The following is a 26,171-nucleotide window of genomic DNA, read 5'->3' as shown; positions in this document are numbered from 1 at the left end:
CCGGTGATTACTTATCGGCGATCATGTTGCAAGTGCGGCATGTCGTCAGCGGTCTGCATGGCCGCGATCGCGGCCTCGACCGTGTCGCAAACGACCCAGGCCTGACGGAAGCTGGCGGGGGTCATGCCCTCGGCGATACTGTGCTCCATGACGGCCAGGAGCGGCTCCCAGAAGCCGTTGAGATTCAGAAAGATGACCGGCTTGGAGTGCAGGTCCAGCCGCTTCCATGACAGCACCTCGATGACTTCTTCGAGGGTCCCGACACCGCCCGGTGCCACCACGAAGGCGTCGGACTGGTCGTACATGATCGTCTTGCGCTCATGCATGGACGGCACGATCACCGTCTCCACATCGTCAAACAGGCGTTCGCGGCTGCGAAGGAAGCCGGGCATGACGCCCAATACCCGGCCACCGGCCTCATGGGCCGCGCGGGCCGAGGCCCCCATGAGGCCGACGCCGCCACCCCCATAGACCAACCGCCAGCCGGCCCGGGCCGTCTGCTCGCCAAACGCGCGGGCCGCCTCGGTGTAGGCGGGATCCGAGCGATCTGAGGAGCCGCAGAACAGGCAGACGGACTTTCCGTCGAAGGGCTGGATGACGACAGGCGAAGACATGAGGCCTCGGGAACGTATGGGAGACAACGGCCACCTTGGCGCGCTATCTGGGCAGATACTCCTAGCGGTCGGATGCATGCGATGAAACGGGCCATGTTCGGCAAGGTGGTGGCAGCGGTCCTGCTAAGCACTGCGGGCGCAGCCTGTTCGCCACCCGCCGCCCTTGAGGCGGAGGCGGCGCGCGAGCCGGCCTCCCTGGCCGGGTGGACCCGGCCGCCGATGATCCGTTCGGTGCAACGTGTGCCGGGCGGTCTGGTTTTCACCGGACAGGCGGAGCCGGGCACCCGGGTGGTGCTGCGCAGTGATACGGGGCCGGCCCATGCCGCAGCCGCAAACGATCAGGGCCGGTTCGAGATTCGAATCACCGCACCGACCGGGAACCTGCTGCTGCGGCCCGAAACCCAGGTGGGACAGAATGCCGCCCCGGCCCCCGAGCGCCTCCTGATCGTGGCGGGCGGCCAGGGGCCCGTCGCGATCCTGCGTACCGGCGGACCGACGCGGCGACTGGACCGGGCTCCGGCGCTGGGTGCGGTCGACAGTGATGGCCGGATGCGGCTGGCTTCGGGTCGGAGCGCGCCGGGCGGTGCGTCTGTCGAGCTGGAAGCCGGGGGGCAGTCCGGACGCGTCACACCGGATGCGCAGGGCCGCTGGAGTCTGGTGCTGGCCGCTTCCCCCGGACCGGACGAGATCCGCGTCGGCGGGCGGTCCTTCTCCTGGCCGGGGGACGGATCTGCGGGAACCGGTGCCGGGACCCGGGTCGAGCGGGCCGGCGCAGGCTGGCGGGTGTCATGGAGTGGACCGGGGGCGGGCCGGCAGGTGACCTGGCTACCGGACGCCGAGTAGGCGGTTAACGTCCGATTAATCAAATCAGGGGATCGAAGGGATGTCTTCCTTTTCGGGGACACCCACCATCACCGAACTTCTTGAGCCCGGCGCTTGCGTCGGGCTTCTTTTTGTCCGGCATCGGGGTGGGAAAGAGTGGCTCCGCGGGTAGGATTCGAACCTACGACCAGCCGATTAACAGTCGGCTGCTCTACCACTGAGCTACCGCGGATCACTTCCCCTCGGGGAGGCGGGCGCTATAGCAGCGGGAGTCAGACTGACGCAACGGGAAATATCCGATCTTGGCCCTGATCCGCATCGACCAGCCCGACGATCCGCGTATCGCCGGCTTCCGCGACATCCGCGAAAGGGATTTGACGGGCAGGCTCGGCATGTTCCTGGCGGAGGGCGAGGTCGTGCTCAATGTGCTCATGTCGGACCGGTCGCTGTGCCGCCCCGTCGCCCTTCTGCTGGACATCAAACGGGTCGACGGGCTGGCAGGACTGCTTGCGCGGGTGACGGAGGGCACGCCGGTCTATGTGGCGAGCCAGGCGGTTCTCGACAGGATCGCCGGATTTCATCTCCATCGGGGCATTCTGGCGCTGGGCGAGAAGCCGCCGGCCCGGACCCTGGAGGCCTGTCTGGAAGGGATGGGTCCCGACGCCGTCGTCGTTGCGGCCTGTGGCATCGGCAACCACGACAATATGGGCGGGGTATTGCGGAACGCGGCTGCGTTCGGGGCCGGGGCAGTGCTGCTGGACGCCCATTGCTGCGATCCCTTCTATCGCAAGGCCATTCGGGTCTCGGTGGGGGCAGCGCTGCGGACGCCGATGGCGACCGGTCTCGACCCGCTGGCGATGGTCGAGCGGCTGAAGGCAGCGGGATTCAGGGTGCTGGCGCTGACGCCCGGCGCGTCAGATCCCCTGGATGCGATGCCAAGGGGCGGCAAGATCGCCATCGTGCTGGGTCCCGAGGGACCGGGCCTGTCGGCGGCGTTGCTGGAGCGGTGCCAGCCGGTCGGCATTCCGATGTCAGGAGGCTTCGATTCCCTGAACGTTTCGGTCGCCTGTGGAATTGCCCTGCATCATTTCACCAGACGGGCGTGAATCGATCACGGAATTGCGATTAACGCTTTGTACACCTTGATGAACCGGAAAACCTGTGTCGCTGTAGGGGTGTCCGGGGGGAGTTCAATCATGTTTGGTGGCGTTTTCGTCTTCATTCTCCGCAATGCGCGCGTCGCGTTGGCGGTCGCTATCGTCGCTGTGGGCGTCAGCGCAGCCAGTATCATCGGCTGGATTACCGCACCGGTCGCCTGACCGGGAGCGACCGCATCCCTCAGTCGGTTGGTCCGCTCTTGCTGACGGCCGCCGACGCAGCCTCTCGCGACGGCCAGAGGATGCCGCAGACGAGGGACAGGATAACCGCGTCGCCCCAGACGTAGTAGGCGGTGACATAGGCCCACTGCTCGAGCTGGGTGAAGCGGACGAAGGCCAGATGGTTGGCCATCAGCAGGAACTGGAAGGCGGTCGCCCAGATCGTCCACCGGCGGCTCGAGTAGATTGTCAGGTAAAGCAGGAACAGCATCGTGGCTCCGTCGAGCCCGATGGCGACCCATGGCGGTTCACTGCCATCAAACGGGGCCAGGGTGGTTCCAACCCATGTGACAACAAGGATGGCCGCTGTCGCGCGTTCCCAGAGGCCGCCTCGCCAGACAGCAAGCGCCGCCGTGACGATGAGCAAGGCCAGGGAAACCGCATAGATCGGCTCCATGCCCCTGAACCACCAACTCAGGAGATGAGCGCAAGGGCCGAGGGACGCGGGATCGGTCTGTCCCCCTTTGTGAGCCCGCCCAGCGGGACCCTTCGATAGAAGGTGCTCCGCTTCACATCGGCCAGTGCTTCGTGGAGCGCGACCATGGCACGTTGCGCCCCGACCTGGGCCGCGACGGCTTCGGCGAGGGCGTCAAACGCCGCCTGGCCCACTGTGCTCGAGAGACCCGCCTCCCGACGACTCAAGGTGAGGGACTGGGCCAGCCGCCCCAGCTGGTTGACGGCTTCATCCTGACTGGCCTCGGCCTGAAACAGGTCTGTCGCGAGGCGCGCGGCGATAGCCGCTGCATGTTCGCTGCGTTTCATTCGCTTGCTTTCTTGCTGGAGGCAGCGCGGCTCAGCTCCCATAGCGGATGCCTTGCAGGGCGAAGGCGAACTGTTCCGCGCCAATAACGCTTGTCAGGACCAGGGCGGCTATTGCGGCGATGGTGAGGACAAACACGATGCGGCCGAGGACGTCATGTCCGATTCCTGCGGCTGGAAACCGGAATCCAGCAGGGCCGCCCCGATGTGCAGGATCTCCCGGAAGGTGGCTTCCGGAGAGAGGAAGGCCGCCTGTTTGCGGGTCCCCCCGACCAGATGGTGCACCATCGTCTGTTTCACCGGCGTGTCCGCCAGTGACAGCAGCACGGTCTGAAGTTCTGCCCAGCTGATGCCCGGCAACTGTTCCTCGGTACTGGCCATGAACGTCCCCTTTCGCCGGGTGAGAAAAGCCGGTCGGTGCAGGGGAGGCGATTGGGAGCTGTTCGGATACCGAGTCAGTCGGAACGGCCTGACCGGCAAGCAGGAGCAGGGCTGCGTCGACACGGCCGGCGGCCTTGAGCTTGCGCGCGGCGTTTTCGCAGTGGCGGTCGACGGTCGAAGGCTTGATGCCCAGACGCCGGGCGATCTGCTTCGAGTTCATATGGGCATGGACGAGCCGAAGGCATTCGCGCTCGCGGTCTGTCAGATGATCTGAACGGTTCGGCATCCATCAGCCCCCGCAGTTCCCGCCCGGAGTTAACCACGGGCGAGGCCTGGCCGAAAAGGGCATTGCGGCTTGCCGCTGCAACCAGCGGCGGCCCGGCGAGGCCGGGCGGAGAAAAGATCGAAGTCGCGATGGAGGCCTGACCGAGAATCGAACTCGGGTACACGGATTTGCAATCCGGCGCGTAACCACTCCGCCATCAGGCCCCGGGGCCGTTGAGAACGACCACGCCATCGCGAGGGGCGTTCGCTATCAGATCGGATTGTCCCCCGCAACGCACAGACCTATAAGCGCGCCAGATTTCCCGGGTGCCTTCGAGCGCTCACAGCTGCAGGATCGTTTTCCATGGATTTCGCCGCCGCCCGCAAGGTCATGGTCGACAGCCAGGTCCGCGTGAACGATGTGACTGACCGCGCCCTGCAGGCCGCCCTTCTCGGCGTGCCGCGCGAGCGGTTCCTGCCGTCGGATCGTGCCTGGTCCGCCTATGCGGAGATCGAGCCCGAGATTGCCGGCGAGCGCCGTCTGATGCTGGCGCGGGATCTGTCGAAGCTGCTGATGGCGCTGGATGCGAAGCCGGGCGAGCGGGCCCTTGCAATCGCCGCACCCTATGCCGCCGCCGTTCTGGCGCGGCTGGGTCTCGAGGCGACCGCGCAGGAATCGGACGAGGCCGTGTTCGCGGTGACGGGCGAGGTCCTGGCGGAAGAGGGGGTCCGGACCGTCACAGCCCCGCTCGGTGCACCGGCGGACGGCGGCTATGACGTCATTATCTCGGAAGGGGCCGTGCCCGGCCGCCCGGAAGCCTGGCTGGAAGCGCTGAATATCGGGGGACGGCTGGCCGTCGTTGAACGGACGGGTGCGGTGGGCAAGGCTGTGCTCTATGTGCGGGGTGCCCAGGGGGTGTCGCGGCGTGAGCTGTTCAATGCCGCCCCTCCCGTGTTGGCGGAACTGTCAGCGATCCCCACCTTCGTGCTGTAGACTTTTGACGTTCGACGGAACGGTCCTTTCGGCGCGTGAAAAAAACTTAACTGGCGCGGGCGCTGGCCGTATCGCATCAGACCCATGAGACACTGAGTGCGCGCTTCCCCGCGCCAGGCAGGAACAGACATGCTGAAACGTACGCGCGCGCTCGCCTCGGTCGCCGTCATCGCCGTGATTACCGGTATGGGTGCGCCCGCCTGGGCCGAAACGCTCAAGGATGCGCTGGCGCTGGCCTACCAGACCAATCCGTCCCTTCTGGCCCAGCGGGCCAACCAGCGGGCCCTGGACGAGTCCATCGTACAGGCCCGTTCGGGGCTGCGGCCCCAGCTCGATGTCAGGGTCTCCGCCAGCTATGCCCGGGATTACAGCGGCGCGCCGTTCAGCAATCCCGACAGCGATACCGGCGCAGCCAGCGTCAGCCTGTCCCAGACCGTGTGGTCGGGTGGACGCATCGGGCACGGCATCTCGGCGGCTGAAGCCAACATCCTGTCCGGTCGCGAGACCCTGCGCGACGTTGAACAGAACGTCCTGGCATCGGTGATCCGGGCCTATGCCGATGTCATCCGCGACGGTGAAATTCTCGCCATCCGCCAGTCGAACCTCACCGTGCTCCAGCGTCAGCTGGAAGAAGCCTCGGCCCGATTCGAGGTCGGCGAGATCACCCGCACCGATGTGGCCCAGTCCGAATCCCGCCTGGCCCAGTCCGAGGCCGATCTGGCCAATGCCCGCGCCCAGCTGTCTGTGTCGCGCGCCGCCTATGCCGCAGTGGTCGGGCAGGCTCCGGGCGATCTGGCACCGATGCCGGCGCTTCCGGGTGTCCCGGCCGATTTCGACGCCGCCCTCGATGTCGCGCTTTCGGATAATCCGGCCATCCTCTCGGCCGCCTACACCCAGCGCGCGGCTGAAGCCCAGGTGGCGGCCGCCAAGGCCGAATACATGCCGTCCGCGAGTTTGACGGCCTCCTACGGCGGCGGCACCTCTGACCTCGGCCAGCTCGGCGACATTGCGGACCAGACCCGTTTTCAGGCCGGCGCATCCCTCTCAGTGCCGCTGTTCACCGGCGGACTGAACCGTTCCCGCGTGGCTCAGGCCGTGGAGCGCGCCAATGTGGCGCAGATCAACCTCGAGGGAGAGCGCCGCAACATTCTGCAGGCGGTCAGCGCGGCCGTTGCCCAGTCCATCTCGTCCCGCGCCACGCTTCAGGCCGGCGAGGAAGCCGTTCGGGCAGCGACCGTGGCCGCCGAGGGCGTGCGACAGGAGGCCCAGGTCGGTCTGCGGACGACCCTCGATGTGCTGAACCAGGAGCTGGAGCTGCGTAACGCTCAGATCAATCTGGCCAGCGCCCGTCGCAATGAGTACGTCGCCCAGGCCAGTCTGCTGGCCGCCATGGGTCGGCTCGAAGGGGCGGATCTGGATGCGAATCTGACGGCCTATGACCCAGCGGCCAACTACAACCGGGTGCGCAACCGGGGTGGCTTGCCTTGGGACGGGGTTGTCGAAGCGATCGATCGTATCGCCTCGCCCGCCGTTATGCCGGCCAACAACGCCGCGGATGCACCGATTGATGCGCAGCTCAATTCGGAGATCGTCGGGACCGCACCGCGCGATTGACGGGCCTCCGGTCGCCTCTCGCGCGACTACCGGGGCCAGTTGTTAACCTGTGACGCGAAAACGCCCGTTGATTCCAGCGGGCTGAGATGCGACGACATGGTCGGGGGGATGCTCCTCTCACTTGTCTCAATTCGAATGATCGTGCGTTCGCCGCGCGCCCCGGGGTTTCGATATGACCGACCAGACCGCCCAGGAACCGACGATGGAGGAAATCCTGGCGTCGATTCGCCGGATCATTTCCGAGGATGACGCCCCGGCGGGGGCAGCCGCGGATCCTGAACCCGAGACGGTTGTCGAGGACGCCGCGGAGGAGGAAGCGCCTGCGGTCGAGGAGCCGGAGCCCGTTGAGGAGGACGTGTTGGAACTGACTGAGGCCTATGAAGCGCCTGTGGCAGAGAGCCTCGGCGATCTCGACATCCTGTCGGCGGAGCCGTTCCCCAGTGCGTCGGTCCCTGAGTCGGACTTTGTCGAAACGGTCGAGGCCCATGACCCCGAGCCGGAGCCCGAGCCGATCGACGAGGGCCTCGTCGGCGTGAGCGCGGCGGCCAGTGCCGCATCGGCGTTTGCCGGTCTCGCCTCGACCGTCCGCAAACCTGATCCGATTGATTCCTGGACCGGCTCCGGTCCGACCGTCGATGAACTGGCGCGCGCCCTGCTGCGGCCGATGCTGAAGGAGTGGCTGGACGCCAATCTGCCGGGCATCGTCGAGGCCCAGGTACGCAAGGAAGTCGAACGCATCGCCCGCAACGCCGGCTGACTTCACCCGCGACCCGATCAAGGCTAGATCATTCCGGGGCGGCTCCAGTCGGGGCCGCCCTTTCTCTTTGCCCGAAGACCCTCCCAATGCTCGACAAGACCTTCGACCCGACCGCCGCCGAACCCCGCCTCTATGCGAAATGGGAGGAGAGCGGGGTGTTCGCTCCCCGGACCGACGGGGCTGCCGAGGCCTATTCGATCGTCATCCCGCCGCCCAATGTGACGGGCTCGCTGCACATCGGCCATGCGCTGAACAACACCCTGCAGGACATCCTGGCCCGCTATCACCGGATGAAGGGCAAGGCGGTGCTGTGGCTGCCGGGCACGGACCACGCGGGCATCGCGACCCAGATGGTGGTCGAGCGCCAGCTGGCCGCAGCAGGCCATGCCAGCCGCCGCGACATGGGCCGCGAGGCCTTTCTGGCCAAGGTCTGGGAGTGGAAGGCCGAGTCGGGCGGGACCATCGTCCAGCAGCTGCGCCGGCTGGGTGCCTCCTGCGACTGGAGCCGTGAGCGGTTCACCCTCGACGAGGGGCTGAACGCCGCCGTGCGCAAGGTCTTCGTCCAGCTGCACCGGGACGGGCTGATCTATCGCGACAAGCGGCTGGTCAATTGGGACCCGCATTTCCAGACGGCGATCTCGGATCTCGAGGTCGAGCAGCGCGAGATGGACGGCCACTACTGGCATTTCGCCTATCCGCTGGCGGACGGTGTCACCTATGAGCATCCGGTCGCCTTCGACGAGGACGGCAAGGCGACGGAATGGGAGACGCGCGACTTCATCGTCGTCGCCACGACCCGGCCGGAGACCATGCTGGGCGACACCGGCGTGGCGGTGCATCCGGACGATGCGCGGTATGCGGGGCTGGTCGGGAAATTTGTGACCCTGCCGATCGTGGGCCGGCGCATTCCGATTGTCGCCGACGACTATGCCGACCCGGCCAAGGGGTCGGGGGCGGTGAAGATCACGCCGGCGCACGACTTCAATGACTTTCAGGTCGGCAAGCGGGCGGGGCTGGCGGCGTTGAACGTGATGGACGCCTTCGGTCGGATCACGGCCGCCGACACGCCGGACGTGCCCGCCGACTATGAGGGCATGGACCGCTTCGCGGCGCGCAAGGCCATCGTCGCGAAGGCCGAGGAAGACGGCTGGCTCAAGGAGATCGAGAAGACCCGCCACGTGATCCCGCACGGCGACCGCTCGGGCGTGGTCATCGAGCCCTGGCTGACGGACCAGTGGTACGTCGATGCGCATACGATGGCCCAGCCGGCGATCAAGGCGGTGGAGCAGGGCGATACGGTCTTTGAGCCTAAGTCCTATGAGAAGATCTATTTCGAATGGCTGCGCAACATCGAGCCCTGGTGCATCTCGCGCCAGCTCTGGTGGGGGCATCGCATTCCGGCCTGGTATGACGCCGACGGGAACATCTATGTCGCGGAGAGCGAGGCCGAGGCGGTCGCCCAGGCCGGCGGCAAGCCGCTGACGCAGGACGAGGATGTGCTGGACACCTGGTTCAGCTCGGCCCTGTGGCCGTTCTCGACCATGGGCTGGCCGGAGAAGACCGAGGACCTGCGGCGCTTCTATCCGACCAGCGATCTGGTGACGGCGGCTGACATCATTTTCTTCTGGGTTGCCCGAATGATGATGATGGGACTTCACTTCATGGATGAGGTTCCGTTCAAGCGGGTCATCATCAATGGCCTGGTCCGCGACGAGAAGGGCCAGAAGATGAGCAAGTCGAAGGGGAATGTCATCGACCCCCTCGGCATCATCGACGAGCTGGGTGCCGACCCGCTGCGGTTCACGATGGCCATTCTGTCCGGCACTCGTGACATCAAATTGTCGAAGCAACGTATTGAAGGTTATAGGAACTTCGGCACCAAGCTTTGGAACGCGGCGCGCTTCTCGCAGATGAATGAGGCGAAGCGGGTCGAGGGCTTTGACCCGGCGACCGTGGACCAGACCATCAACCGCTGGATCCGCGGCGAGCTGACCAAGGCCGAGCGCGGGGTCAGCGAGGCGATCGAGGGCGGACGTTTCGACGATGCCGCCTCGGCCCTGTACCGCTTCGTCTGGAACGTCTTCTGCGACTGGTATCTGGAACTGGCCAAGCCCGTGTTCATGGGGTCGGACGAGGCCGCCAAGGCCGAGACCCGGGCCATGACGGCCTGGACCCTGGACCAGACCCTGAAGCTGATGCACCCGATCATGCCCTTCATCACAGAGGAGCTGTGGGACCAGCTGTCCGGTGAGGGCGCGGCGCGGGATGAGGCGACCCTGATCGGGGCGGCCTGGCCGGTTCTGCCGGACAGCTTCATCGACGCAGCGGCCGAGGGCGAGATCGGCTGGCTGGTCGATCTGGTCACCGAAATCCGCCAGCTGAAGGCCGAGATGAATGTGCCGCAGGGTGCCAAGCCCGGCCTGTCCTTCATCGCGCCGGATGCGGTCACCGCCGGGCGGATCGCGCGCCACCGCGACCTGATCCTGACGCTCGGCCGGGTGTCGGACCTGTCCTCCGTCGAGGCGGCGGCCGAGGGGTCGGTGACCTTCGTCTCTGGCGGCGCGACGGCGGCCTTGTCGCTGGCCGGGATCATCGATCTGTCGGCCGAGCGTGCCCGGCTGACGAAAGAGATCGCCGCCTTCGACAGCGATATCGGCCATTTCAACAAGAAGCTGGGCAATCCGAATTTCGTCGATCGCGCGGCCCCCGAGGTCGTCGAGGAGCAGCGCCAGAAGCTGGCCGAGGCCGAGGCCGGCAAGACCAGGCTGCAGGCGGCGTTGGCACGGCTGGACGCGGTGGGGTGAAGACCCGGCTCGACCAGCTGCTGGTCGCGCGTGGGCTGGCCGAGAGCCGGGCGCGGGCGAAGGCGGCGATCGAGGCGGGCGGGGTGACGGTCAACGGGGTGCCGGCGAAGGCGGCGTCACAGACCGTGGCTGAGGATGCGGTCGTGGCCTATGCCGACGCCCATCGCTGGGTCGGGCGCGGCGCGTTGAAGCTGGATCACGCCCTGTCCCTTTGGCCGGTCGAGGTTGCGGGCCGGACGGTGCTGGACGTCGGGGCCTCTACGGGCGGTTTCACCGAGGTCTGCCTGTCTCGCGGCGCGGCGCGGGTCTATGCCGTCGATGTCGGCTCAGGTCAGCTGCATGCCCGCGTCGCGGCCGATCCGCGGGTGATCAATCTGGAGCAGACCGACGCCCGGGACCTGACGCCCGCTGTGATCCCCGAGGCACCCGGTCTGATCGTCTGCGACGCCAGCTTCATCGGCCTGGCCAAGGTGCTGCGTGTGGCCTTGGCGCTGGCCGCCCCGGAGGCGGATCTGGTCACCCTGGTCAAGCCGCAGTTCGAGGCGACGGGGCCGGGCGGGACCAAGAAGGGCGTGGTCAAGGATCCGGCGGCACAGCAGGCGGCGCTGGCGGCGGTCTGTGACTGGCTGGAAGGCGAGGGCTGGGCGGTGCAGGCGACCACGGAAAGCCCGATCACCGGTGGGGACGGGAATGTGGAGTTTCTGCTGTGGGCGAAGAGGGGTGGCTAGTGGTTAGTGCGAGTGGCTAGTGGCTAGTGGCTAGTGGTTAGTGGCTGGCCAACGGTTGTTCGACTGCGCGGACTGCGCCGCCCTTCCGCCGGCAATGAGGCGGAGAGCACGAACCACTAACCACTAACCACTAGCCACTAGCCACTGGCCACTCGCCACTGGCTTCTCTCACGCCCGCCACGACCCTGTCCCAACAAGGAAAGACCCCCGGTGGATGGCTCCACCGGGGGTCTCCGTCACGCCGCCGATCGACAGGGGGGCTGAAAAATAATCGGCGGCGCAATTCTGTCAGCAGGTCTGTTCGTAGCGGGTGACCGTGCGGCCGTAGCGGTCGCGGCTGTGGACGGTCCGGCTGCGGCAGTCGGATTGGTAACCGTCGTTCGACCGGTCCTCGTAGCCCTGGTCGCCGTAGCCCTGGGCGTCGTAGCGGTCGCTGTATCCGTAGCCGCCATGGTCCCGGCTGCTGTAGTCGCGGTAGCCGTTTGAGTTCCCGTAGCCGTACTGCGCATAGTCGCTGCGGGTCCCATTGCAGTCGCGGGCCGAGTCGCCGCCGACGGCTGCGCCGAGCGCACCACCGATCACCGCCCCGAGCACACTGCCTTCGGTCCGGCGGCCGCGTGCGCCCATCTGGGAGCCCAGGACGGCCCCGAAGGTCGCGCCGACGAGGGCACCGTTACCCTGACGGTTCCGGCGCTCGCTGAGGCATTCGCCCTGGCCGGAGCGGTCTTGGGACCGACCGTAGGAACGGTCGTAGGAACGGTCGTAGCCATAGTCAGACTGGCGCTCATTGCCGTAGCCATATTGCTGGCCGTTGTAGCTGTAGGCCTGGGCCGAGGCGGTGGCGGGGGTCAGCATCAGGCCGGCCGCGGCGAGGGCGGCGGCGCCGAAAGCGGTCTTGAGGGGCAGACGGGCGAACATCGGCATCATCCTGGCTGAAGGGCGGGCGCCGGGGTTCGACGCCTGTGCTTGTGATGACGAGGCATAGGCCCCCGAAACTGAACGGCCTTTGAGCAGGCCGTTCATCTTCGTTCAGGTTTCGTGGATGGGCCGGAGTCCCTCGAGCCTGCGCGATGGCCGGGACCGGCGCTGATCGCGTCCGAACCGATTTCGCTCTAGAAGCAGCCGATGACGGAAACGCTGACCATCAGCCGCGTGGGCGGGCAGGGCGACGGGATCGCCGAGACGCCGGGCGGACCTGTGTTCGTACCCTTGAGCCTGCCCGGCGAGACGGTGCGGGGCGAGGTTCGGGACGGGCGGCTGGAGGGGGGCGAGATCCTGACCGCCAGCCCGGAGCGGATCGCGCCGGTGTCGCCCCACTATGGCGATTGCGGTGGCTGCGCCCTGCAGCACTGGGCCGCCGGGCCCTATCTGGACTGGAAACAGGATCAGGTCCGGCAGGCGCTCGCGCGGGAGCGGATCGAGACCGAGATCGAGGCGACGGTGGCCGTGCCGCCGGGGACGCGGCGGCGGCTGGCCCTGCATGCGCGGCGCAGCGAGGACGGGCGGGTCGTGCTGGGATTCAAGGCCCGCAAGAGCTGGCGGCTGGTTGAGGTGATGGCCTGTCCGGTGGCCGATCCCCGGCTGGTGGCGGCGTTTCCGGCGCTGGCCCGGGTGGCGGCGGCCTTTCTGGAGCATCCGAAGTCGGCCCCGACCCTGCATGTGACAGCGACCCTGACCGGGCTTGATGTGGATGTGACGGGGGTTGAGCGGCGCACGGGCGGGCTGTCCGGTGACGCGCGGATGCGGGCCATCGCCGCGGCGGCCGAGGCCGGTCTGGCTCGTCTGAGTCTGGCGGGCGAGGTTCTGATGATGGAGCGTCAGCCGAAGGTGGCCTTCGGACCCGCGACCGTACCCCTGCCGCCCGGCGGCTTTCTGCAGGCCGTGCCCGAGGCCGAGGCGGCGATGGTCGCGCGCGCGGTCGAGGCGGTGAAGGGGGCGAAGAAGATCGCGGATCTGTTCTGCGGGGCGGGGACCTTCACCTTTCCGCTGGCGACGGTGGCGCCGGTGCTGGCGGCGGACGGCTCGGCCGCGGGGATCGCGGCGCTGAAGGCGGGGATCGGTTCAGGGCCGGGCATGAAAGGGATCACCGCCGAGGCGCGTGACCTGTTCCGCCGACCGCTGGCCCCCTATGACCTGCGGGGCTGTGACGCCATTGTGCTGGACCCGCCGAGGGCCGGGGCGCTGGAGCAGACGCGGCAGCTGCCGGGCACGAAGGCGGCGGTCGTGGTCGGTGTGTCGTGCAATCCGGTGACCTTCGCCCGGGATGCCCGGGTGCTGATCGACGCCGGCTTCCGGCTGGAACGGGTGACGCCGGTGGACCAGTTCCTGTGGTCGGCGCATGTGGAGCTGGTGGGAGTGTTCCGGCGATGACGATGAACGACAACCTGCCCGACGAGGATGGGGGTGGCTTCGACGCCGAGGACTGGACGCGGCTGACACCGTTTGTCGGGGCCGTGGCAACCCTGGACGATGTGCAGGCCCGCCGGGCGGTGTTTGCCCTGGGCGAGACCGACGATCCGCGCCCGATCGCCATGGACCTGCCGCAGCCGGTGATCTGGTGGGACGAGGACGGCGAACAGGCGGCGGTGGCGGTCCAGGCCGAGACCCATCTGGGACCCGACGGCGAGGAGATGGAAATCCTGGGCCTGATCCTGCCCGACGGCGGCGGGGCCGTGGCCCTGATGGAGGATGTCGATCTGGTCGATGCCACCGATCCGACCTGGCGTGAGCTGGTCACCAATGCCATCGATCCGTCGGCGGCGGATGAGGATTAGAGGATGATGCCTGCCCCTGTTTCGGGGGAGGGTGTCGCGCGCGCCGTCCTTGAAGCCTGCGGGTGATCACGGGCTTTCGTGACTGGTGCGGATGAGAGGAATCGAACCTCCACGCCTCGCGGCGCTGGAACCTAAATCCAGTGCGTCTACCAGTTCCGCCACATCCGCCAGGTCCGCTGCAGCGTCTAGGCGAGGCCGGACCGGGCGGCAACGAAAAAGGCCCGGGATCGCTCCCGGGCCTTTCGTCTTGCAGGGATGATCCCGGGGATCAGTCCTTCTGGTTGTCCACACCGGAGCCCATGGCCTCGGCCGGGGACGACATCGTGGTTTCTTCGGTGATGTCGATGCCCTTGGCGAGCTTGGAGTGCCAGAAGCCGTAGATGATGTAGATGACGGCACCGACCGCGGCATAGGCAGCCAGGATCGTCAGGGGCAGCGTATTGCCGTCCATGGCGTGCTGGATCATGGGCCAGAAGTTGAAGCCGGCCAAGGACAGACAGGCCACAATGCCGGCACCCGCCGTCCAGACACCACCCGGGACCTTGAACGGACGCTCCATCTCCGGGTGTTTGATGCGCAGGAAGATCACGCTCAGGCACACGATCGAGAAGGCCACCGCCGTGCCGAGGGACACGAGGTCGCCGAGGATCGAGATCGGCAGGAAGGAGGCTGCGACGGCAATGAGGATGCCGAGCAGGATGGTGCCGATCCAGGGCGTGCGGAACTTCGGATGGATGACCGCAAACGCCTTCGGCAGAAGGCCGTCACGGGCCATGGTGTAGAAGATCCGCGTCTGGCCGTAGCACAGCACCAGCATGACCGAGGACAGGCCGGTGATGGCGCCGATCTTGATCAGGAAGCTGATCAGGTTCAGTTCACCGCCTGCGGCCGAGGGCACGGCGATGTTGGCCCATTCCAGACCCATGCGGTCGATGGCGACTGCCACCGGCGCCGGGCTGGCCAGCTCGAGGTAGGGAACGACGCCGGTCATGACGGCGGCGACGGCCATATAGATCAGGGTGCAGACGATGAGCGCACCGAGAATCCCGACCGGAACGTCCTTGGACGGGTTCTTGGCTTCGGCGGCCGCCGTCGAGACGGCTTCGAAGCCGACGTAGGCGAAGAAGATGATCGCCGCACCCCGCAGGATGCCGCTGGTGCCGTACTCACCGAACTTGCCCGTGGTGTTCTCGGGGATGAAGGGCACCCAGTTATCGGGGTTGATGTACTGTATCCCGACCGCGATGAAGGTCAGCAGCACAACGATCTTGATGATGACGATGAGATTGTTGATCGACGCCGACTCACTGACGCCGAGAACCAGAAGGCTGCAGACAGCCGCGATGCCGATGGCAGCCACCAGGTTCAGGGTGCCGGTCATAGGGAAGCTGCTGACGCCGTCGACCGTGACGGCCTGGATCAGCGGGGTTGCCCAGGATGGGCCTTCTCCGCCGGCGTACTGGATGGTCGGGAACAGACCGGCGGCGAGACCGAAATCATTGAGGATCGAGACCACATAGCCGGACCAGCCGACGGCGACGGTCGAGGCCGCAACGCCGTATTCCAGCACCAGCAGCCAGCCCATGATCCAGGCGAAGACTTCGCCCAGGGTGCCGTAGGCGTAGGTGTAGGCCGAGCCGGACACCGGCATGGTCGAGGCCAGTTCGGCATAGCAGAGACCGGCGAGACCGCAGGCGATGCCCGCGACCACGAAGCTGAGCATGATTGCCGGGCCTGCATTGGCCGCGGCGACCTGGCCGGTCAGAACGAAGATGCCGGCGCCGATGATGGCACCGATGCCGAGGCTCATCAGGTTGATGGGACCCAGGGACCGTTTCAGCTCGCTCTTGGCGGCTTCCTTCTGGATCTGGGCTACGGATTTCTTGAGGAACAGACGGTTCCCCCTGGGCCTAAGGCCTTCTGCGGACATCGAGTCTCGCCCCCTGATACACGACGAGTCCTCCCCGGACCGCCTTCAATGCCGCGAACGCTAGCGGCGCAGGGGGCCGCTGGCAACGCGGTTTCCGAATGGTGAAGCCCTGACGACGCTTTCGTGAAGGGGGGCTGACCGTCTAGAGCCGTGGATGATGCTGCCGATCCACGCCGTTATCGAGCCTCTGAAGGCCGCCCTAGCCGCGGGCAATGCGGCTGTGCTTGCGGCTCCGCCGGGGGCGGGGAAGACGACGGTCGTGCCGCTGGCGCTGCTCGATGCGCCCTGGCTGGCGGGCGGAAAGCTGCTGGTGCTGGAGCCCCGCAGGCTGGCGGCACGGGCGGCGGCGGAACGGATGGCGGTGTCGCTGGGCGAGTCGACCGGTGAGACGGTGGGCTATCGCACCCGGCTGCAGAGCCGGATCGGACCGAACACGCGGATCGAGGTGATCACCGAAGGGGTGTTCACCCGGATGATCCTGGACGATCCCGGCCTGGAGGGCGTCGGCGGGGTGCTGTTCGACGAATTTCACGAACGGTCGCTGGACGCCGATCTGGGTCTGGCGCTGGCACGGGAAACACAGGGTCTGCTGCGGGAGGACCTGCGGCTGCTGGTCATGTCGGCCACGCTGGATATCGGGGGGGTGTCACGCCTTCTGGCCGGCGCGCCGGTCATCGAGGCGGAAGGCCGGATGTTTCCGGTCGGAACGCGCTATTGCGGGCGAAACCCGGTCGAGCGGATCGAGGATGCCCTGACCCGGGCCATCCTGCTGGCCCTGGGGGAGGAGAGCGGCTCGATCCTCGTCTTTCTGCCCGGACAGGGCGAAATCCACCGCACGGCGCAGCGGCTCGCGGAGCGGCTGAATGATCCGGCCGTGGATGTCGTGCCGCTGTACGGAGCGCTGGACCGCGAAACCCAGGACCGGGCCATCCAGCCGACGACCGCCGGGCGGCGCAAGGTGGTGCTGGCGACCTCGGTGGCCGAGACCAGCCTGACCATCGAGGGGGTCCGGGTGGTGATCGACGGTGGCCTGTCGCGCGTGCCGCGGTTCGAGCCGTCCAGCGGCCTGACGCGGCTGGCGACGGTCCGGGTCAGCCGGTCCTCGGCAGAACAGAGGCGCGGCCGGGCCGGCCGGACGGAGCCTGGCATGTGCTACCGGCTCTGGGACGAGGCGGAGATGCGCGGGCTGGTGCCGCACCAGCGCCCGGAAATCCTGGAGGCGGACCTGACGGGCCTTGCCCTCGACCTGGCCCGATGGGGTACCCGGTCGACAGAGGCGCTCGCCTTGCTGGACCAGCCGCCGGCGGGGGCCTTTGCCGAGGCGCGCAAGGTATTGGAACGCCTGGGCGCACTGGATGGGGCCGGGGCGTTGACCGTCCATGGACGGCGGTTGACGCGGATCCCGCTGCCGCCGCGGCTGGCGCATATGGTCGCCGTCGCCAGCGATGCGGGGGACGCGGGGCTGGGCGCGCGGATCGCGGCGGTGCTGAGCGAGCCGGGACTGGGCGGCCACGACATCGATCTGAGGGACCGGCTGCGTGGACTGGAGCGCGACCGGTCGCCGAGGGGCCGGGACGCGATCAAGCTGGCCGAGCGCTGGGCGCGGGCGGCCGGAAGCGGGCAGGGCGGCGAGGTCGATGTGGGTGTGCTGCTGGCCGAGGCCTTCCCCGAGCGGGTGGCGAAGGCGCGCGGCAAGCCGGGGGAGGTGCTGCTGGCTTCGGGGCGCGGTGCCTTTCTTGATCCGACGGAGGCCCTGGCGCGGGAGTCGTGGCTGGCGGTGGCAGAGCTGGGCGGCGGGGATGCGCGGGACCGCATCCGGCTGGCCGCTCCGGTCGATCCGGCGGCGCTGGAGGGTCGGATCGGGATCGAGGACCGACTGGTGCGGGAGCCGTCGGGGCGGATGACCTTGAAGCGCATCCGCCGCATCGGGGCGATCGTGGTGGATGAAAGGATCATCGGCACGCCGGACCGGGCCGCGATCACGGCGGCGCTGCGGGACGAGGTTGAGCGCGACGGGCTGGCAAGTCTGAGTTGGGGCGAGCGGGCATCGGGCCTGAAGGCGCGGATGGCCTTTGTAGCCGGACTGGAGGACGGCTGGCCGGACGTGTCGGACGCGGGGCTGAGGGCGAGCCGCGAGACCTGGCTGTGGCCTTTGCTGGACGCCGTGCAGGCCCTGGAGAAGATCGAAGATGGCGCGCTGGAAGCCGGGCTGCGCGCGCTGATCCCCTGGGACCGGCAGCGCGCGCTGGACGAGCTGGCTCCGGCACGACTGGCGACACCGCTCGGCTCGGCCGCTATCGACTATGCGGCCGTGGGCGGGCCGCGGGTGGACATCCGGGTGCAGGAGCTGTTCGGGACCACCGCTCATCCGACCGTCGGTGGCGGGCGGGTGCCGTTGACGCTGGCCCTGCTGTCGCCGGCCCGGCGGCCGGTGCAGGTGACGAAGGACCTGCCCGGTTTCTGGGCCGGAAGCTGGGCGGCGGTGCGCAGTGAGATGCGGGGCCGCTATCCCCGGCATCCCTGGCCGGAGGACCCGACGAAGGCTGAGGCCACCAGCCGGGCCAAGCCGCGCGGGACCTAGGCGGGCCGGCACCGCTTGCCTTTTCCGCCCAAGCCGCCTAGAAGCCCTGCCACTTCACACGCAGGCGTGGCGCTGACGGGGAGAAATCCCGTCTGCTCCGTTCCGAGGGCCAACCGGTCTTTACAGCGCCTGCGGCGGATCAATCGGATAAAGGACTACACCATGGCTCTGCCAGAATTCTCCATGCGTTCGCTGCTCGAAGCCGGCGCGCATTTCGGCCACCAGACGCACCGTTGGAACCCGAAGATGGAGCGCTACATCTTCGGATCGCGCTCGAACATCCACATCATCGACCTGTCGCAGTCGATCCCGCTGCTGCACCAGGCCCTGGTCGCCGTGCGCGATGTCGCCGCCAAGGGCGGTCGCGTCCTGTTCGTCGGCACCAAGCGCCAGGCTTCGGATCCGGTGGCTGAAGCCGCCAAGCGCTGCGCCCAGTACTATATGAACAACCGCTGGCTCGGCGGCACCCTGACCAACTGGCGCACCGTGTCGGGCTCGATCGCCCGCCTGCGCGAGCTGGAAGCCCTGCTGGACGGCGGCGGTGACGGCCGGGTCAAGAAGGAACTGCTGAACCTGCAGCGCGAGCGCGACAAGCTCGAGCTGTCGCTGGGCGGCATCAAGGACATGGGTTCGATCCCGGACATCATCTTCGTGATCGACACCAACAAGGAAGCGATCGCGATCCTGGAAGCCCGCAAGCTGAACATCCCGATCATCGCCATCCTCGACACCAACTCGGACCCGGACGGCATCACCTATCCGATCCCCGGCAACGATGACGCCGCCCGCGCCATCCAGACCTATTGCGACCTGATCGCCGACGCCGTCCTCGACGGCCTGGCTGCCGGCCAGTCGGCCGCCGGCGTCGATCTGGGGGCTGCGGTCAACCCGGACGAGCCGATGCTGCGCGAAGCCAAGGCACCGAAGGCGGCCAAGGTTGAAGCCGAGGTCGTTCCCGCCGAGGCTGAAGCCGTCGCTGAGGAAATGATCGCTGCCGCCGAGCCGGCCGCCGAAGACACTGCCGAAACCGAGGAAGCTGCGGTCTAAATCCGAACCGCTTCCCGACGGCGAAACTGACATACGGCCGGGCTAGATCAGCCCGGCCGTTCCCGCATACGCATATCCAAGGAGACTACCCATGGCCGAGATCACCGCCGCCCTCGTGATGGAACTGCGCGCCAAGTCCGGCGTCGGCATGATGGACTGCAAGAAGGCGCTCCAGGAAACCGACGGCGACATCAATGCCGCGATCGACTGGCTGCGCGCCAAGGGCCTGTCCAAGGCCGCCAAGAAGGCTGACCGCGTCGCCGCTGAAGGCCTCGTCGCCGTGGCCTCGAAGGACGTCGGCGCCGGTGAAGTCGGTGCCGCCATCGAGTTCAACGCCGAGACCGACTTCGTGGCCCGCAACGACCTGTTCCAGAACGCCGCCAAGTCGTTCGCCCAGCTGGGCCTCGAGCACGCCACGCTGGAAGGTCTGCACGGCGCCGAACTGGAGAGCGGCAAGTCGGTCCAGGACGAGGTCACGAACCTGATCGCCACGGTGGGCGAGAACATGCAGCTGCGCCGCGCCGCCCGCCTGTCGGTCGACGAAGGCGTCGTGGCCTCCTACGTCCACAATGCGGTGTCGCCGGGCCTCGGCCGTATCGGCGTGCTGGTCGCCCTGCACGGCGGCGGCGACAAGGCCGCCCTGCGCGAACTGGGCCGCAAGATCGCCATGCACGTGGCCGCCACGGCCCCGCTGTCGCTGAACACGGACGATCTGGACCCGGCCGCCATCGAGAAGGAACGTCAGGTCCTGACCGAAAAGGCCCGCGAAGAAGGCAAGCCGGAAGCCATGATCGCCAAGATCGTGGAAGGCCAGATCAACAAGTTCCAGAAGGATGTGGTGCTGATCAAACAGCCCTTCGTCATGAACCCCGACGTGACCATCGAACAGCTGGTCGCTGACACGGGCAAGGAACTGGGTGCCCCCGGCCTGCACCTGGCCGGCTTTGTCCGCCTGGCGCTGGGTGAAGGCGTCGAGAAGGTCGAGGGACCGGACTTCGCTTCGGAAGTCGCCGCGATGACGGCCGGCCAGTAGGTCGGACTTTCCACGATTGAAGACAGGGGCCGACGGGAAACCGCCGGCCCCTTTTTCATTGCCGCTCCCAGCAGGATGCCGTGGCCGGCCGGGACGCGACAATCACGACGCCTTCTCGGCGCGCCCGACACCCGCTACAGCTTCCGGCATGATCGGCAAACTCAACCACATCGGCGTCGCCACGCCGTCCATCGAGGCCAGCGTCGCGATGTATCGCGACCTGCTCGGTGCGACGAAGGCAAAGGCGCCTTTCGACCTGCCGGCGCAGGGGGTGAGGGTCTGTTTCATTGACCTGCCGAACAGCCAGATCGAACTGATAGAGCCGCTGGGCGACGACAGCCCCATCCATGGATTTCTGGCGAAGAACCCGAGGGGTGGCCAGCATCATGTCTGTTTCGAGGTCGAGGACATCCTGGTCGCCCGGGACGCCCTGCGGGCCAAGGGGGCGACCATCCTCGGGACGGGCGAGCCGCGCATCGGGGCGCACGGTACGCCGATCATCTTCGTCCATCCGAAGGATATGGGTGGCGTTCTGGTCGAATTGATGGAAACGCCCAGGGGCAATCACGAGAGCGGAGCGCACTGATGCCGATCGGTATCGTCACCATGCTTGGGGTCTATATCATCTGCTGGTGGACGGTGCTGTTTGCCGTCCTCCCGTTGGGGACCTCACAGGAGCGGCATGAGCCGCCTACCGACGGGGCACAGTGGGGTGCGCCGGAGAAGCCGGACCTGAAGCGCAAATTCATCACCACGACCTGGGTTTCGGCCCTGCTTTGGCTGCTGGTGATGGTGCTGGTCTATATCGGCTGGATGCCGCTGCCCGATCTGGCCCCGCCGGTTCCGTGACGCCATGACGGACAGGCTGCTGCTGCTCAATCCAGGCTGGACCGACGATCAGGGCGGGCCCTGGTACTGCCCGCCCGGCGCGATCGTCGAGGGTGTGCTGGCCTTCCATCCCTTTCTCCGGGACCGGCTGGAGATCACCTATCTCGATCATCCCCGACCGCGCCCTCCGGTGATTGAACTGGTCGGTGAGGATCACCAGAGCTGCCCGATCCTGGTGCTGGACGAGACCTTCGACTGGCCCGAGGCACAGACCAGCGCGGCGACGGGCCGACGCTTCCTGCAGGATGAGGCGATCATCCCCTATCTGGCGGCGCGCTACGGGATTGCGCGGCCGCATCCTTGAGCAGGGTGTGGGGTATCGGGTGTGGGGTGTGGGGTGGCCCGGTCTTTCGCATGACCAGAACCCCCACGCCCCATACCCCAAACCCCACACCCTAATCCTCGAACCGGCCTAGCTTTCGCCCCGATGACCCGGCTAAAGCTCTTGCTCCAAGCCTCCCACGCCGGATTCTGCCCATGCGCCTGTCGCGCTACTTCCTGCCCACGCTCAAAGAGGCGCCTTCCGACGCCCAGATCGTTTCGCACCAGCTGATGCTGCGTGCGGGCCTGATCAAACAGGAGGCCGCCGGCATCTATGCCTGGCTGCCGCTGGGCCTGCGGGTGCTGAACCGGATCGAGCAGATCGTGCGCGAGGAGCAGGAGCGGGCAGGGGCCGTCGAGCTGCTGATGCCGACCTTGCAGCTGGCCGATCTGTGGCGTGAGAGCGGTCGGTATGACGCCTACGGTCCGGAGATGCTGCGCATCACCGACCGGCATGAGCGCGAGCTGCTGTACGGGCCGACGAACGAGGAGATGATCACCGACATCTTCCGCGGCTTCGTGAAGAGCTACAAGGCGCTGCCGCTGAACCTGTTTCACATCCAGTGGAAATTCCGCGACGAGCGCCGACCGCGGTTCGGCGTCATGCGCGGGCGCGAATTCCTGATGAAGGACGCCTATTCGTTCGACATCGATGAGGCCTCGGCACGCAAGGCCTACAACCGGATGTTCGTGGCCTATCTGAACACCTTCGCCCGGATGGGGCTGAAGGCGGTGCCGATGCGCGCCGACACGGGCCCGATCGGTGGCGACCTGAGCCATGAGTTCATCGTCCTGGCCGACACGGGCGAGAGCCAGGTGTTCTGCGACCGCAAACTGGTCGAGATGCCCGCGCCCGGTGCCGGTGTGGACTGGGATGAGCTGCAGGCCATCGTCGACGAGCGGACCGGCCTCTATGCCGCGACCGAGGAAATGCATGACGCGGCCCAGTTCAAAAGCCAGACGGCCGAGGCCGACCGCCTGACCGCGCGCGGCATCGAGGTCGGGCACATCTTCTATTTCGGCACCAAATACTCGGCCCCGATGAAGGCCCGTGTTGCCGGTCCGGACGGCAAGGACACCGAAGTCCATATGGGCAGCTACGGCGTCGGGGTGTCGCGCCTGCTGGGGGCCATCATTGAGGCCAGCCATGACGAGGGCGGCATCATCTGGCCGGACTCCGTGGCCCCGTTCGATGTCGTGGTGATCAATCTGCGCGTTAATGACGAGGCGGTCTGCGTGGCCTGTGAAGAGGCGGTGGCCAAGCTCGAGGCCCTCGGCAAGGACGTGCTCTATGACGACACCGACGAGCGGCCGGGCGGGAAATTCGCCACCGCCGACCTGATCGGCATTCCCTGGCAGCTGACGATCGGGCCCAAGGGTGTGGCCGAGGGGCTGGTGGAGCTGAAGCGCCGCGCGACCGGTGAGAAGCTCTCGATCCCGCTGGATGAGGCGCTGGCGAAGGTGCGCGGATGACGGATGTGCCGGCGGCACTGAAGCCGACCAAGCCCGCCGGCCCGTTCTCGGCCTGGGAGTTCGAACTGGCGCTGCGCTATCTGCGCGCCCGGCGGAAGGAGGGCGGCATCGCCCTGATCGCCATCATCTCCTATGTGGCCATCGCGCTGGCGGTCATGGCCCTGATCATCGTCATGAGCATCATGGCCGGGTTCAGGAATGAGCTGCTGGACCGGATGCTGTCGTTCAACGGCCATATGTACGTCCAGGGACAGGTGCTGGTGGATCCCGACCGCGAGGCGGCCGTGACGCGGATCGCGGCGGTCCCGGGTGTGGTCAGTGTCTCGCCCCTGACCGAGAACCAGGCGCTTGTGCGCGCCGCCGGCCAGACGACCGGGGCCGTGGTGCGGGGCATTCGCCCTCAGGACCTGGACTCCATGTCCTATGTCTTCGACAGCCTGACGCCCGAGGCGCGCCGCGCTTTCGGACAGGGGGCCTACGGCGGTGATGACATCCTGATCGGCAAGGCGCTGGCCGAGAGCATGGGGCTTCGGGTGGGTGATCCGATCAGCCTTTATTCGCCCACCGGTGCCGACAGTGCCTTCGGCAATCTGGGCGGGCTGGAGAAGACCTATCGCATCGGCGGGGTGTTCACCTCGGGCACGGCCGATTTCGACCGCGCCTTCATCTTCATGCCGCTGGAACAGGCCCAGTTGTTCTTCGGCAAGGAAAGCGTCTGGGACGTGATCGAGCTGAAGGTCGAGGCGCCGGACCGGGTCGGTGAGCTGATCCAGCCGGTGCGTATGGCCTCCGGCCGCAGCGCCATCGTCAGCGACTGGCGTGACCGTCTGGCGGCCTTCTGGGGCGCGCTCAAGGTCGAGCGGGTGGCCATGAGCATCATCCTCGGCCTCGTCGTCGCCATCGCGGCTCTGAACATCATTTCCGGCATCGTCATGCTGGTGAAGAACAAGACCCGGGACATCGCCATCCTGCGCACCGTGGGGGCCAGCCAGTCGTCGATGCTGCGCATCTTCTTCATCGCCGGCGCGGCCATCGGGGTGGCGGGGACGATCACCGGCCTGGTCCTGGGACTGGTCTTCTGTCTGAACATCGGAGCGATCCAGCATTTCCTTGAGTGGGTTCTGGGCGTCCAGCTGTTCAACGCGGACGTCTATATGCTGGATTCCATCCCCGCCGAGGTCGACGCCATGGACGTGGTCTGGGTCACCCTGTGGTCCGTCTTCATGTCCTGTTTCGCCTCGCTGCTGCCGTCCTGGCGGGCGGCGAAAATGGATCCGGTCGAGGCGCTTCGCTATGAGTAGGCCCGTCCTCTCCGTGCGGGGCGTCACCCGCACCTATGACACCGCCTCGGGCGGTCTGACCGTGCTGAAGGGCGTGGATCTGGACGTCATGCCGGGCGAGGTCGTCGGCCTGATCGGGCCCTCGGGCTCGGGCAAATCCTCCTTGCTCCACGCCGCCGGCCTGCTGGAACGGCCGACGTCGGGCGAGATCCGCATCGACGGCGCCGATGTCGGCGGCCTCGATGAGCGGGCGCGGACCCACATCCGCCTCGCCAGCATCGGCTTCGTCTATCAGTTCCACCATCTGCTGGCCGAGTTCGACGCACGCGACAATGTGGCCCTGCCGCTGCGGATCGCCGGGGTCGGACAGGCCCAGGCCCGCGAACGCGCCTCGGAGGTGCTGACAGCGCTGGGCCTCGGCGAGCGGCTGACGCACCAGCCGGCCCAGTTGTCGGGTGGGGAACAGCAGCGGGTCGCGGTGGCCCGCGCCCTGGCCAACCGTCCGCGGCTGCTGCTGGCCGATGAGCCGACCGGCAACCTCGATCCCGCCACCAGCCAGAGCGTGTTCGAGGCCCTGCAACGGCTGGTCAAGGACACCGGCGTCGCCGCCCTGATCGCCACCCACAATATGGAGCTGGCCGGGCATATGGACCGGGTGTTCGCCCTGAAGGACGGGCATCTGGAAGAACGGCCGGCGGAGAGCCAGGCCTACTGATCAGGTGGTGGCCTCCGCGCGGGCCTTGATCACGCCCAGCACATTGCGGTGGAAGTCGCCGAGGAAAACGCCGCCCCACCAGGCCGCGTACTCGTTCATCGGCGTACGGATCCAGTAATGGGTGGTCAGGACAAGGTCCGAGCCGCCGTCTGCGGTCGGCTCGATGCGGTAGCGACCTTCCTCGAGACGCAGGTAGGCGCTGTCGACCTTCAGATGCTCGTCCAGCATGCGGGTCTGGGCCTCGGGTCCGAGGTGGAAGGTCCAGCCCAGCTCGCGCCCGGGTTGCCATGCGATGATGTGCTCCTCAAACCGCACGCCACGGCCCCATTCCAGGTGACGCACGGCACCGACACCCGTTCCTTCCAGGCGCGCGTCCTTCGGGCGCGGGATGCCGACGATGTCATGGCTGAAATTCCAACGATGTTCCGCGTCGCGAATGGCGCGGATATCGGTGAGGCCGTTCCAGACGGTCTCCGGGCTGGCGTCGATATGGATGCGGCTGGTCACGAACCGGGTCTGGGCTTCGGGCGGCCGGTCAGCCTCCAAGGGCACGCCGATCAGCGGCAGGATGAGGATGGACAGCGACATCAGCCGCCCCGCGCGCCGGCGCATCGCCTTGCCGGCGAGCCAGCCGGCGAGGATGCCTGAGCCGTAAAAGATCGGCGCCGCCATCACCAGACAGACCGCGCCCTCGCGAAGCACCCCGCCGGCGCACACCAGCATGACGGTCACGGTCAGGGCGGAGACTCAGGTATGAGAGCCGCTGCCTTTGACGCCCCTCGGATCCGTTATCCGTACCGCGATGATGCAGGCGGCGATCGGTGCGCCGAGCAGGAAGCCGATCAGCAACATGCCCGAATCCGGCGCATTCAGCCGGGTCCAGCCATAGACGCCCAGCGCGTAGACAAGGCCGGCGGCGATGGCGACGAGCAGCCCGCGGCCGGGCTTCGGATCCGGAGGCGGCAGGGGGGCGGGGCTCAGGCTCGGGCGTTCATCTGACATGGCCCACCATGACA

The 26,171-nt window shown here is 67.3% G+C and carries 27 protein-coding genes, 3 tRNA genes and 1 pseudogene; 19 read left to right on the top strand and 12 right to left on the bottom strand.

The features are described 5' to 3' along the window. Positions 1 to 11: 11 nt before the first annotated feature. Positions 12 to 614 carry a TIGR00730 family Rossman fold protein gene (locus Q0053_RS06125; protein ID WP_298097448.1) on the bottom strand — a complete coding sequence of 201 codons (603 nt, stop codon included), beginning with the start codon at positions 612 to 614 and terminating at the stop codon, positions 12 to 14. A gap of 81 nt (positions 615 to 695) precedes the next feature. On the opposite strand from Q0053_RS06125, the gene Q0053_RS06120 reads away from it, so the two are divergent. Then, on the top strand, positions 696 to 1,457 hold the full coding sequence (locus Q0053_RS06120; protein ID WP_298097445.1) for a hypothetical protein: 762 nt from the start codon (positions 696 to 698) through the stop codon (positions 1,455 to 1,457). Between the two features lie 136 nt (positions 1,458 to 1,593). Here Q0053_RS06120 and Q0053_RS06115 read toward each other — a convergent pair. Continuing rightward, positions 1,594 to 1,668, bottom strand: a tRNA-Asn gene (locus tag Q0053_RS06115). 70 nt (positions 1,669 to 1,738) lie between these two features. On the opposite strand from Q0053_RS06115, the gene Q0053_RS06110 reads away from it, so the two are divergent. Together Q0053_RS06110 and Q0053_RS06105 are read left to right on the top strand one after the other, a co-directional pair. Continuing rightward, entirely contained in the window at positions 1,739 to 2,542 is an 804-nt protein-coding gene (locus tag Q0053_RS06110; protein WP_298097442.1) for an RNA methyltransferase, read from the top strand. A 90-nt stretch (positions 2,543 to 2,632) separates the two neighbouring features. Further along, positions 2,633 to 2,755: a hypothetical protein gene (locus tag Q0053_RS06105; RefSeq protein WP_298097439.1), complete on the top strand. Its 123-nt coding sequence runs from the start codon at positions 2,633 to 2,635 to the stop codon at positions 2,753 to 2,755. A 19-nt stretch (positions 2,756 to 2,774) separates the two neighbouring features. Here Q0053_RS06105 and Q0053_RS06100 read toward each other — a convergent pair whose 3' ends face one another. The 5 genes and pseudogenes from Q0053_RS06100 to Q0053_RS06080 all read right to left on the bottom strand — a co-directional run bounded on the left by Q0053_RS06100 (position 2,775) and on the right by Q0053_RS06080 (position 4,441). Next, complete coding sequence (locus Q0053_RS06100; protein ID WP_298097436.1) at positions 2,775 to 3,209, bottom strand: hypothetical protein; 435 nt, start codon at positions 3,207 to 3,209, stop codon at positions 2,775 to 2,777. Positions 3,210 to 3,226: 17 nt separating this feature from the next. Then, the gene (locus Q0053_RS06095) at positions 3,227 to 3,574 is read right to left on the bottom strand and encodes a hypothetical protein (RefSeq protein WP_298097433.1); all 348 of its coding nucleotides are present in this window, start codon (positions 3,572 to 3,574) and stop codon (positions 3,227 to 3,229) included. Positions 3,575 to 3,682: 108 nt separating this feature from the next. Further along, positions 3,683 to 3,952 carry a hypothetical protein gene (locus Q0053_RS06090; RefSeq protein ID WP_298097430.1) on the bottom strand — a complete coding sequence of 90 codons (270 nt, stop codon included), beginning with the start codon at positions 3,950 to 3,952 and terminating at the stop codon, positions 3,683 to 3,685. Between the two features lie 163 nt (positions 3,953 to 4,115). Continuing rightward, positions 4,116 to 4,172: pseudogene (locus Q0053_RS13285) on the bottom strand (hypothetical protein); the annotation flags it as partial. Between the two features lie 195 nt (positions 4,173 to 4,367). Beyond that, positions 4,368 to 4,441, bottom strand: a tRNA-Cys gene (locus Q0053_RS06080). 139 nt (positions 4,442 to 4,580) lie between these two features. On the opposite strand from Q0053_RS06080, the gene Q0053_RS06075 reads away from it, so the two are divergent. From Q0053_RS06075 to Q0053_RS06055, 5 genes are all read left to right on the top strand, one after another. After that, entirely contained in the window at positions 4,581 to 5,210 is a 630-nt protein-coding gene (locus Q0053_RS06075; RefSeq protein ID WP_298097425.1) for a protein-L-isoaspartate O-methyltransferase, read from the top strand. Between the two features lie 129 nt (positions 5,211 to 5,339). Continuing rightward, positions 5,340 to 6,824, top strand: a complete 1,485-nt coding sequence (locus tag Q0053_RS06070) for a TolC family outer membrane protein (protein ID WP_298097423.1) — start codon at positions 5,340 to 5,342, stop codon at positions 6,822 to 6,824. A 172-nt stretch (positions 6,825 to 6,996) separates the two neighbouring features. Then, positions 6,997 to 7,581, top strand: coding sequence for a DUF2497 domain-containing protein (locus tag Q0053_RS06065; protein ID WP_298097420.1), 585 nt, complete (start codon positions 6,997 to 6,999; stop codon positions 7,579 to 7,581). A gap of 86 nt (positions 7,582 to 7,667) precedes the next feature. Beyond that, a complete protein-coding gene (locus Q0053_RS06060; protein WP_298097417.1) occupies positions 7,668 to 10,385 on the top strand; it encodes a valine--tRNA ligase in 2,718 nt (905 codons plus the stop codon). After that, positions 10,382 to 11,113, top strand: coding sequence for a TlyA family RNA methyltransferase (locus Q0053_RS06055; RefSeq protein ID WP_298097414.1), 732 nt, complete (start codon positions 10,382 to 10,384; stop codon positions 11,111 to 11,113). Before Q0053_RS06060 ends, Q0053_RS06055 begins: the two co-directional genes overlap by 4 nt. A 288-nt stretch (positions 11,114 to 11,401) precedes the next feature. On the opposite strand, the gene Q0053_RS06050 is transcribed toward Q0053_RS06055, so the two are convergent. Continuing rightward, positions 11,402 to 12,031: a glycine zipper 2TM domain-containing protein gene (locus Q0053_RS06050; protein WP_298097411.1), complete on the bottom strand. Its 630-nt coding sequence runs from the start codon at positions 12,029 to 12,031 to the stop codon at positions 11,402 to 11,404. 207 nt (positions 12,032 to 12,238) lie between these two features. Between Q0053_RS06050 and Q0053_RS06045 the strand changes: the two genes are divergently transcribed. Next, complete coding sequence (locus Q0053_RS06045) at positions 12,239 to 13,483, top strand: class I SAM-dependent RNA methyltransferase (RefSeq protein ID WP_298097408.1); 1,245 nt, start codon at positions 12,239 to 12,241, stop codon at positions 13,481 to 13,483. Positions 13,484 to 13,485: 2 nt separating this feature from the next. Next, on the top strand, positions 13,486 to 13,887 hold the full coding sequence (locus Q0053_RS06040; RefSeq protein ID WP_298097407.1) for a hypothetical protein: 402 nt from the start codon (positions 13,486 to 13,488) through the stop codon (positions 13,885 to 13,887). Between the two features lie 83 nt (positions 13,888 to 13,970). On the opposite strand, the gene Q0053_RS06035 is transcribed toward Q0053_RS06040, so the two are convergent. Continuing rightward, positions 13,971 to 14,055: transfer RNA gene (locus tag Q0053_RS06035), tRNA-Leu, on the bottom strand. 100 nt (positions 14,056 to 14,155) lie between these two features. Then, entirely contained in the window at positions 14,156 to 15,817 is a 1,662-nt protein-coding gene (locus Q0053_RS06030; protein WP_298097404.1) for an amino acid permease, read from the bottom strand. A gap of 157 nt (positions 15,818 to 15,974) precedes the next feature. On the opposite strand from Q0053_RS06030, the gene hrpB reads away from it, so the two are divergent. The 9 genes from hrpB to Q0053_RS05985 all read left to right on the top strand — a co-directional run bounded on the left by hrpB (position 15,975) and on the right by Q0053_RS05985 (position 25,155). After that, positions 15,975 to 18,398, top strand: coding sequence for an ATP-dependent helicase HrpB (gene hrpB, locus Q0053_RS06025; protein WP_298097682.1), 2,424 nt, complete (start codon positions 15,975 to 15,977; stop codon positions 18,396 to 18,398). A gap of 162 nt (positions 18,399 to 18,560) precedes the next feature. Beyond that, positions 18,561 to 19,445, top strand: coding sequence for a 30S ribosomal protein S2 (gene rpsB / locus Q0053_RS06020; RefSeq protein ID WP_298097401.1), 885 nt, complete (start codon positions 18,561 to 18,563; stop codon positions 19,443 to 19,445). 91 nt (positions 19,446 to 19,536) lie between these two features. Continuing rightward, positions 19,537 to 20,478, top strand: coding sequence for a translation elongation factor Ts (tsf, locus tag Q0053_RS06015; protein ID WP_298097398.1), 942 nt, complete (start codon positions 19,537 to 19,539; stop codon positions 20,476 to 20,478). Between the two features lie 148 nt (positions 20,479 to 20,626). Continuing rightward, positions 20,627 to 21,064 (top strand): methylmalonyl-CoA epimerase, encoded by a 438-nt coding sequence (gene mce, locus Q0053_RS06010; protein ID WP_298097395.1) that lies wholly within the window; start codon positions 20,627 to 20,629, stop codon positions 21,062 to 21,064. Beyond that, positions 21,064 to 21,327 carry a DUF1467 family protein gene (locus Q0053_RS06005; RefSeq protein ID WP_298097392.1) on the top strand — a complete coding sequence of 88 codons (264 nt, stop codon included), beginning with the start codon at positions 21,064 to 21,066 and terminating at the stop codon, positions 21,325 to 21,327. Before mce ends, Q0053_RS06005 begins: the two co-directional genes overlap by 1 nt. 4 nt (positions 21,328 to 21,331) lie before the next feature. Then, complete coding sequence (locus Q0053_RS06000; RefSeq protein ID WP_298097390.1) at positions 21,332 to 21,670, top strand: DUF3088 family protein; 339 nt, start codon at positions 21,332 to 21,334, stop codon at positions 21,668 to 21,670. Between the two features lie 173 nt (positions 21,671 to 21,843). Then, positions 21,844 to 23,160 (top strand): proline--tRNA ligase, encoded by a 1,317-nt coding sequence (proS, locus tag Q0053_RS05995; protein WP_298097387.1) that lies wholly within the window; start codon positions 21,844 to 21,846, stop codon positions 23,158 to 23,160. Beyond that, on the top strand, positions 23,157 to 24,461 hold the full coding sequence (locus tag Q0053_RS05990; RefSeq protein ID WP_298097385.1) for a lipoprotein-releasing ABC transporter permease subunit: 1,305 nt from the start codon (positions 23,157 to 23,159) through the stop codon (positions 24,459 to 24,461). Before proS ends, Q0053_RS05990 begins: the two co-directional genes overlap by 4 nt. Beyond that, on the top strand, positions 24,454 to 25,155 hold the full coding sequence (locus tag Q0053_RS05985) for an ABC transporter ATP-binding protein (RefSeq protein ID WP_298097383.1): 702 nt from the start codon (positions 24,454 to 24,456) through the stop codon (positions 25,153 to 25,155). The genes Q0053_RS05990 and Q0053_RS05985 overlap by 8 nt, the downstream gene beginning before the upstream one ends. Here the strand turns inward: Q0053_RS05985 and Q0053_RS05980 are convergent, their stop codons facing one another. Continuing rightward, positions 25,156 to 25,878: an SRPBCC family protein gene (locus Q0053_RS05980; RefSeq protein ID WP_298097680.1), complete on the bottom strand. Its 723-nt coding sequence runs from the start codon at positions 25,876 to 25,878 to the stop codon at positions 25,156 to 25,158. Positions 25,879 to 25,902: 24 nt separating this feature from the next. Continuing rightward, on the bottom strand, positions 25,903 to 26,157 hold the full coding sequence (locus Q0053_RS05975; protein ID WP_298097381.1) for a hypothetical protein: 255 nt from the start codon (positions 26,155 to 26,157) through the stop codon (positions 25,903 to 25,905). Positions 26,158 to 26,171 lie beyond the last annotated feature (14 nt).

The organism is Brevundimonas sp. (assembly GCF_027487935.1).
GTDB lineage: Bacteria > Pseudomonadota > Alphaproteobacteria > Caulobacterales > Caulobacteraceae > Brevundimonas.
This window is presented reverse-complemented; position numbering and strand designations above follow the sequence as displayed.